Below are 7,408 nucleotides of genomic sequence, written 5' to 3'. Positions count from 1 at the left end.
CTATAGCAGGGTTTTATTCAAAGAACTTCAGGCAGTTACACCGGGTACAAGATAGGATTTATTTACATATTAGGGCGTGCCCGGGGGTGGATTCGCCCCCCCGGAGGTAAACCTTCTGATCCCTACTAGATTCGAACTGGTGACCTATTACGATCCTCGTAACACATTGCATGCGACCTCCTTTACATAATATGACATTATCGAACTGCGCCCAGTGCGAAGGATGACAGGCGCGAAGATGCGGGCGCATTCCGATAATCATATTATGTAAAGGAGGCGATGGACATACCTTCACGGCCAGGCTGTGGTGCAGGGAGTGCAAACGGGAGCGGCGGATCGCTGCTCAGCTACAGTACTATTGCACGGATGCAATGTCAATGACGGGTGCGATGACCGTTCTGTAACGTTACCCAGCACCTGTACGTCGCACCCGTCACTGCCATAGCATGGAGTAGATTCGTTTCCCCATATATAAATAGAGATTTGACCTATTCTGTTGTATGGAGGGGGTAAGTTTTTTTAAACTTTCTCATAGCCCGGAGGTATAAAAGCTTGCACAGGCGCTGAGATAAGTACTGTAGCTGCTGTGCTTTTATACCGTAGGGCTGATAGGGCAACGCGCTACAGGTGCTGGGATTTGCACTGAAGCTGATCGCGGCGGCCGTTTGCACTACAGTTGGATGTATTCCCGCCACCTCCGCCACGCCTCCCTGACCGGGGCGCCGGGAGTGCGAGCGTCAGCGAGCACGGAGGCGTCCCAGGCCGCGTCTCGGCCATAGTGTTAGCCAGAGCGAAGCGGAGGCAAAATCATGAGATAAAGGTCAGGGAGGCAAGGCAGGTGGCGGACGGAGTGGTGGAGCTGCGTTTTTTATGGCATACCCCTAAAAAATCATCAATACATGCCATAAAAAGGAAGCAGCGGAGGGCTGCGCCCAGCGGAGGAGCCCAACAACCATGACAGGCACCCGTCCCGGGTGGGTCCAGCATAACGTTATCGTGCCTGGCGTGGTTGTTGATGCGGAGGAGCGGGCGACAGCCCACCTTTATTTCCTGAAGATGATCAGAGAACTATAGACGATAAGGAGCATTACTGCTGCTGATCAAGGTTACTACTGCTTGGTTACTTTCCCTATAGGACCGCTATTTCGACTTCAACCTTTTAGGGTCTTGGTAGTTATTCCAGAAGCGGACTAACTGGATTTCATGCTTTAGCGGCTTGTGACGGTAGATAAGGGCTACCCTTTTGTGTATGACAGTCCAGCGGAGACTTTCTCTTTTATTGGTCAGGCGGCCGACGCGGGGGTGAATACTAAGTACGGCCAACTTTTTCTGTACCGCAGTTATGAAGGCTTTGACTTCTGTTTCTGTAAATGCAGTTTCCAGGTACTCGATATTGCTGCCGTAGGTTTTGATAGCAAGCTCAGACCATATTATCGAGTGAACCATTTCTTGTACTTTTTCATAACCTGTTCATGAGGTATTCCCTTCCCCTTGTCCAGTTCTGCCAGGGCTTGGTCAACCTCTTTCTGAACCTCGACAGGAAGTTCATCCCACCAGTCGCCTTCCTGCTCGATCTCATCTTCAAAAAGAGTATAGATAGCTTTAACCCTTTTATCCTCTATGGTATCGATGAAGTTATGTAGTTTTTGACGGATGTTAGCGGTTGGCATAAAAACTCCCATTTTCACAAATTTACTCCTAAAAACAGAACTTTAAAGCGTTCTGATATAGTGCCAATTATAACCTTTATTTCAGTACATACACTGATTTATGGGCTATATATACCGATTTACAAACAAAGGCTCCCAAAAACATAACATAACCGGCAAGTGCACGCATATCTTTTTTATCCGAAGGGGTGATGTTTGGCGAGCTGGTCGGTGAGGGAGTCCATTTCCTGGAGGGCATAATGTTCCGTGCTCTCGATGTGCTTGTGCCCTGCCATATACTGCACCTGGCGTTTGTTGTGGACTTTAAGCCATTCCAGGATGACACTGGCGCGGAGGTGGCGGGCATTGCGGACGCTGGGATTGATCTGTTTTAAGGCCTGGATCAGGGCTGCCAGGTGGTTATCGATGTTTCCGGGGAAGACCTTCTCCCCTACTGGCCCGAGGCGAGGCCTGATTTGACAGAGGTACTTGTCCAGAAGCAACACCTGGGCGGTGGCCAGGGCCATCTCCCTGGGATTACTGCGGGCACCGCCTGGGATATAGACCTTACCGTCGTCCAGGCGGATATGGCCCATTTCCAAGTGCCCCAGCTCGCCGCTGTGTAGCCCCTGGTAGACCATCAGGCCCAGGATGACAGCGTTACGGACATGCGCAGGACGGGCACCATCTCCCTTGGCCTGTCGGCTGTAGGCCTGGTAAAGTGCTTCCAGCTCCGCCAGTGTCAGGGGCTCCCTGATGACGCGGCGGATTTTGCCCCTGATATGGAGGCCTGCGGCGGGGTTGACGGCAAGGGTGCCCGTTTCCACAAGGAAGGCGAAGTATTTACGGATGGAGGTGAGCCGGAGGTTGATGGTGGATACATCGATCCCCCGGACACGTTCCTGGCGGGCGTAGGCCAGCAGATCGGCGTAACCGGCCTTTTTAGGCTCGGGAAGGCCGTGACCCGCCAACCAGCGGGTAAAGTATCCCAGGTTGTGGAGATGCTCGACAAGGGTACTTTCCCGGTGCCGGGCGGCAAGGTAGTGGGTGAAGGACGTTTCAGGCATGAGTGGTGGTATGTAGGAGGTGGGTATAGATTTGGGTGGAAGCAAGGCTGCTATGTCCCAGGAAGCGGGCAATATCCTCTATATCCATGCCGCGCTCCAAAAGGTGAGTAGCGATGGCGTGGCGAAGGGAGTGAGGCGTCAGGGGCACGTCCAGGCATGCTCTAGCCGCCATGACCTCAATACGCTGATAGAAGTTTCGCAGGCGCTGGCCCCGTTCGGATAGGAAGAAGGCATCTTCAGCGGTAGCGCCCGGCTTCAGCTCATAGGGTCTTCCGTTCTTTACCTGGTGGTAATCACTTGTATGCCGCTGGAGGAACCAGGTACGGCCTTCTGCAAGGTATCGGTCTATATCTGCGGCGTGCTGCTGGGCTATAGGGACGTACCGTTCTTTGGAACCTTTGCCAGCGCGCACCAGGATGAGCCGTCGGTCGAGGTCTATGTCGGAGCACGCCAGGTGTAGGGCTTCGTTCCTTCTCAGGCCACAGCCGTAGAGGACGGCGATGATAGCGCGGTCGCGCTGACCCAGGGCGATGGGGTTATTACGGGAAGGCAGGAAGGTGCTTTCATAGAGCTGGCGTACCTGGTGGGTGGTGAGCACCGGAGGCGGCAGGCTGGCGGCGGGTTCCCGGGGAAGGAGCCATTCTCCGGCGAGACGCCCGCTTTGCCGGAGGTAGCGCGAGAAGACAGCCAGTGCGCTGAGGGTGTTGTTGATACTGCTGGCGCTAAGGGCCAGGCCCTCCTTGCGCTGGTGGGGCCGGGTTTTGAGGTGATGGATGAAGTCCGTGACGTGGACGCCCTGGACGCCTCCGATAGCGCCTATCCCCTGCCCTTCCAGGAAGAAGAAGAACTCGCGGCAGTGAACAGGCCATAACCTGAGCGTGTCCGGGGCGTACCCCAGGATCTCCAGGTAGGTGCGGAAGCTGGACTCTAGCGTGAGGTAGTGGGTGGAGGTCAGGTGGAACTGTTTCATGACGGAAGTTTTATCCCTTTATATTCTTCTACTTGGAACGCGGAACGATAGAGGCTTTTTCGAGGCTGGGTGCAGATTCCTGCGTTCCATTTTGGATGGAACGCCAGCGGAACGCTGGAAGCCCTGTCAATACTGCATCGCTATAATAAAACCCTTGCCCCTGGCTGTTGGGAACATGTACAGATGATTATAATTATTGCAAGGCTTCGAGCTGCTCCATGAGGCAGCTTTTGATCCCCTCCCGTATCTTCTTGTAGTCGTCCCAGTAGACGACCTGATAAGAAAACCCCTTGTTCTGGAAGCCGCCGGAGGGACGGATATATTCCAGATCGGTGAGGTCGTGGAGGAACCGGAAGACCTGGGTCTTGCTTAGGGACAGGGCTTGTCGTAGTTCGCGCTGGGTAAAGAGGTATTCGGATTCTACACGGCCGTTCTTGCGCTGTTTGGTCTGTCGGCGGATATAGGCTTTGAGGCGCTCGAAGAACTGCCGCAGGGCGCCATCAAGCTCGTCCACTTTTAGGACGATGACCTCGAACATGAGTTGTATGGCGATGGCTATATCCTGCTTGGTGGAGACCAGGCGGCCCTGGTCGTCTTTATCCCGCTGGTACTGGTAGAGCAGGGTGACCATGCGGACGAACTGCTGGTAGAGGCCGTTGAGACGTCGCTGGGCCTCGTCCCGGACGGGAAGGTGAACCCGCGTGGCATAGGGGTTGACGACCTCGTGGGGTTTGAGACCGGCGACCAGGTGTTGAAGCAACAGAAGCGCTTCTTTCTCCTTGTCCCTATCGATAAGGCCGGCCGCCTTTTGGTTTTGGTAACCGATGATGCGGGCGGTCTGTGCTTCGCTCTCGTCCATAGCCAGGATAAACAGGCGGCTCATATTATCGGGATAGACCGATCCGCGGGTGGTACAGACGATGGAAGCGATGGGGCCGTGGACTTCCTTGATGCCGCTCTCGATATGGCCTGATTCATCCTTGGTCGAGACTGCACTGCGGAGCACGTTATTGGTCTGCATCTCGCGCAAGGCGTACTCGGCTTCTTCAGAGAGTCCGTCGTAGTCCTCGATGGCGAGGATGGTGTTTTGAAGGGCATAACGGGCGAAGTTGTAGAGGCTGCTGTCGGTCATGCGGGTGATGCGGTTGACCTTGGCGGGTGGGAAGATGGCGGTGACCTTGTGCATCAGGGTGGTCTTGCCGGAACCGCTAGAACCCTGGATCATGATGTGTAGGGTTTCACGGGTCATGTAGCTCAGCAGCAAAAAGACGATGGAGATGCGGTTGCTTTCCTCACCAACGATGCCGCTAAGACCCAACAGGTCGTTGAGTTCGTTAGAGAGGTCGGGGCTGTGCTGCAGGGCTGAGAGGCGCTCTTGCTGGGCCTCAGAGAGGGGAGGCAGCTCTACGCCCTTTTTGGAGGCCTTATGGCGGGCCGTCCGATTACTCTCAGCGAGGCGGTGGGCTTCGAGTTGTTCTATAAAGGCCAGCATGTGCCCTCGGACGAACTCAGCCCCCAGGGTGAAGCGTTCGGCGATGGCTCGGGTGAGCTTGGCTACAGCGTCATCGTTATAGAGATCGAGACTTTTACGGACGACCTGGCTGGGATCGAGGTGTGGGTTGCGGGTGATACGCAAGGTGACGGGCATATGGGCCAGGACTTCGGCTTTGAAGGGGCCGACGGATTGGAAGACCAGGCCCGGGCAAGTATACTCGATGATATGGGGATGGGGGAAGGTGAGGCTGGCAGTCATGTGGATAAATAATGATTTACGACATTTATGTCGCAAAGTAAACGTATCTGCCATATCGAAGCAACCCTGATTGCTACTTAATTATCCACATCATGTGGCAAAATCGTTAAAATCCTGCTACTCATATGCTACTTTTGGTGTGATAATCATCAAATATGTCGGAGAAGAGTAGTTTGGGTGAGCGGATAATCGCTTTGCGCAAGGCCAAGGAGTGGTCACAATCAGACTTGGCTGCTCATGTAGGGGTGTCCTATGCCCAGATCGGGCGCTATGAGACCAAGGGGGCGCAGCCGCCAGCGGAGGTACTCAAGAAGATTGCCGACGCCTTGGATACAAACGTAGATTTTTTAGTGAACGGGAGTACGGAGGACAAGGCCAGGGCTTCGCTTCTGGACGCGGAGGTGATCCGGTATTTTAAAGAGGTGGATACCTTGCCCCAGGAGGATAAAAAGGCCCTGCTGCGGGTGATCGCAGGGTTTATACGCGATGTGAAAACAAAACAGGCGTATGCTTCCTAAATAAAAAAAGCCCCGACCTGCGGGGCTTTATCTAAAATAGAAAATCTTTTGCATTCAATGCTTCCTTTGTTTCTGTAACTTTTTGCCTTAGCTGTTGCTCAGTATAATAAGTGCCGGGATATTTTCGAATGTCATTTTCAAATTCAGAAAACCTGCCTGTTATCTCACTTAAAGATGAAAAGCCATCTTTTTCTTGCTGGGTTAAAGTGTCATAATCGATCGCTAAATCATAGCAATAATAAAATTCGTCGCAAAAAGTACGCGCCGAAATATGCTGATTTAAATATTCGATGATTAGCCAATACAGCCTTCTCTTATCAGAATTTACAAACATATTGTCAATTTATTTTGGGTAGTGGCCCCATGGCTTTGTCACTATATTTAAAGTGCATTATGGTATTTGATGATTCTTCATATAATACCTCTAAATTATATTCCTGCCCATTTCTAAACATCCTCTCATAAAACATTCGCGCATTTGACCCTCGTGGATCAGGAAAGCTAGGAGAATTTTCGATTACATCCTTTAAAATCTGTATAGGAACCTTTCGGTCAGGATTCTGCATGTGTTGCCATGCAGTATTAGTAAAGTTGAGTATCTCGTCTGAAGCGGTAATAGTTCTTAAACTCGCGATGGCGCGTAGCCCGACAGAAACGCCGTAGTATTCAACAGTAGCCTCTTGCAGATTTTCCAACCCACGATACATTGGGTAGTCTGATTGTAAAGACTGGACATCCTCGTAGGCGATTTTATCCCACCCGCTACTTTTGGATATTAGATACTTTACTAATTCTTTTGGTGCTATTTTAGCCAGGGTGAGTCTGTCATTATCATCATTGGTGAGTAGCCCGAACATATAAGCCGTTTGAGTTACGCCGTTAGTGGCGCCGGCAATTGGGTCAAACTCTTGCATGCTAGTTGTTGTCGTGGCCTTTCCATTCTCGTCATAGTCCGTATGTATTTTCTTGTAGTAAAATACATCCTTTCCGTCTGCTACTTTTACATCAACGCTACTTTTAACTCCTCCTAGCTGCTTTCCACCACGCCCCCTGGCGCTCCACGAAGCTCTGGTTATTGTTATTGTATCAGCCCCCGACGGGTCAGCAAATAAGACAGGGTTATTAGAGAATGTAGAATAAGGAGCTTCATTATATTTTATAACCGGATCTCTGTTCCATCTTCTTCCAACCCTCGGATCATATTCCCAATACTCAGCAGTATAGCTGTTTCCAGGGCCATTGATTTCGTCGTCCCGTTCTTGGCCATTCTGGCCGTACCGATAGGCTCCAATTGACGTTGCAGTATATGCTCGCCCTGGCTCTAAAGACCCAAACGGGTAGTAGTCATTGGCGTCAAGGACAACTGGCGCAAAATGATCCACGGTTGATCCGTCGGTAGAGACCCCGTAACGCCTGTCTGATATAGTCGCCAGGACATTCCCCAGATGATT

Annotated in this window: 8 protein-coding genes; 1 reads left to right on the top strand and 7 read right to left on the bottom strand. The window is 52.0% G+C overall.

Annotated elements, in window-relative coordinates; translation table 11 throughout:
• Nucleotides 1-1,140 precede the first annotated feature (1,140 nt).
• The 5 genes from EDB95_RS28070 to EDB95_RS27150 all read right to left on the bottom strand — a co-directional run bounded on the left by EDB95_RS28070 (nucleotide 1,141) and on the right by EDB95_RS27150 (nucleotide 5,439).
• Complete coding sequence (locus EDB95_RS28070; RefSeq protein ID WP_134000439.1) at nucleotides 1,141-1,446, bottom strand: type II toxin-antitoxin system RelE/ParE family toxin; 306 nt, start codon at nucleotides 1,444-1,446, stop codon at nucleotides 1,141-1,143.
• Nucleotides 1,431-1,670: a hypothetical protein gene (locus EDB95_RS27165; RefSeq protein ID WP_134000436.1), complete on the bottom strand. Its 240-nt coding sequence runs from the start codon at nucleotides 1,668-1,670 to the stop codon at nucleotides 1,431-1,433. Before EDB95_RS27165 ends, EDB95_RS28070 begins: the two co-directional genes overlap by 16 nt.
• A 176-nt stretch (nucleotides 1,671-1,846) precedes the next feature.
• Nucleotides 1,847-2,716, bottom strand: coding sequence for a tyrosine-type recombinase/integrase (locus tag EDB95_RS27160; RefSeq protein ID WP_134000433.1), 870 nt, complete (start codon nucleotides 2,714-2,716; stop codon nucleotides 1,847-1,849).
• Nucleotides 2,709-3,686 carry a tyrosine-type recombinase/integrase gene (locus tag EDB95_RS27155; protein ID WP_134000430.1) on the bottom strand — a complete coding sequence of 326 codons (978 nt, stop codon included), beginning with the start codon at nucleotides 3,684-3,686 and terminating at the stop codon, nucleotides 2,709-2,711. The genes EDB95_RS27160 and EDB95_RS27155 overlap by 8 nt, the downstream gene beginning before the upstream one ends.
• Before the next feature lie 193 nt (nucleotides 3,687-3,879).
• The gene (locus EDB95_RS27150; RefSeq protein WP_134000427.1) at nucleotides 3,880-5,439 is read right to left on the bottom strand and encodes an ATP-binding protein; all 1,560 of its coding nucleotides are present in this window, start codon (nucleotides 5,437-5,439) and stop codon (nucleotides 3,880-3,882) included.
• 155 nt (nucleotides 5,440-5,594) lie between these two features.
• On the opposite strand from EDB95_RS27150, the gene EDB95_RS27145 reads away from it, so the two are divergent.
• Entirely contained in the window at nucleotides 5,595-5,957 is a 363-nt protein-coding gene (locus EDB95_RS27145; protein ID WP_134000424.1) for a helix-turn-helix domain-containing protein, read from the top strand.
• Nucleotides 5,958-5,988: 31 nt separating this feature from the next.
• Here EDB95_RS27145 and EDB95_RS27140 read toward each other — a convergent pair whose 3' ends face one another.
• Nucleotides 5,989-6,291 (bottom strand): colicin immunity domain-containing protein, encoded by a 303-nt coding sequence (locus EDB95_RS27140; RefSeq protein ID WP_134000421.1) that lies wholly within the window; start codon nucleotides 6,289-6,291, stop codon nucleotides 5,989-5,991.
• A 4-nt stretch (nucleotides 6,292-6,295) separates the two neighbouring features.
• On the bottom strand, nucleotides 6,296-7,408 hold a 1,113-nt coding region (locus EDB95_RS27135), incomplete at its 5' end, for an RHS repeat-associated core domain-containing protein (protein WP_211352282.1).

Source organism: Dinghuibacter silviterrae (assembly GCF_004366355.1).
GTDB lineage: Bacteria > Bacteroidota > Bacteroidia > Chitinophagales > Chitinophagaceae > Dinghuibacter > Dinghuibacter silviterrae.
The sequence above is the reverse complement of the archived record's forward strand: the minus strand, read 5'-3'. Positions and strand labels throughout refer to the sequence as shown.

What these genes read in the sequence shown, in the direction of transcription:
- EDB95_RS27140 (WP_134000421.1), bottom strand. Translation starts at nt 6,291, where the DNA reads ATGTTTGTAAATTCTGATAAGAGAAGGCTGTATTGGCTAATCATCGAA.
- EDB95_RS27165 (WP_134000436.1), bottom strand. Translation starts at nt 1,670, where the DNA reads ATGCCAACCGCTAACATCCGTCAAAAACTACATAACTTCATCGATACC.
- EDB95_RS27150 (WP_134000427.1), bottom strand. Translation starts at nt 5,439, where the DNA reads ATGACTGCCAGCCTCACCTTCCCCCATCCCCATATCATCGAGTATACT.
- EDB95_RS27145 (WP_134000424.1), top strand. Translation starts at nt 5,595, where the DNA reads ATGTCGGAGAAGAGTAGTTTGGGTGAGCGGATAATCGCTTTGCGCAAG.
- EDB95_RS27155 (WP_134000430.1), bottom strand. Translation starts at nt 3,686, where the DNA reads ATGAAACAGTTCCACCTGACCTCCACCCACTACCTCACGCTAGAGTCC.
- EDB95_RS28070 (WP_134000439.1), bottom strand. Translation starts at nt 1,446, where the DNA reads ATGGTTCACTCGATAATATGGTCTGAGCTTGCTATCAAAACCTACGGC.
- EDB95_RS27160 (WP_134000433.1), bottom strand. Translation starts at nt 2,716, where the DNA reads ATGCCTGAAACGTCCTTCACCCACTACCTTGCCGCCCGGCACCGGGAA.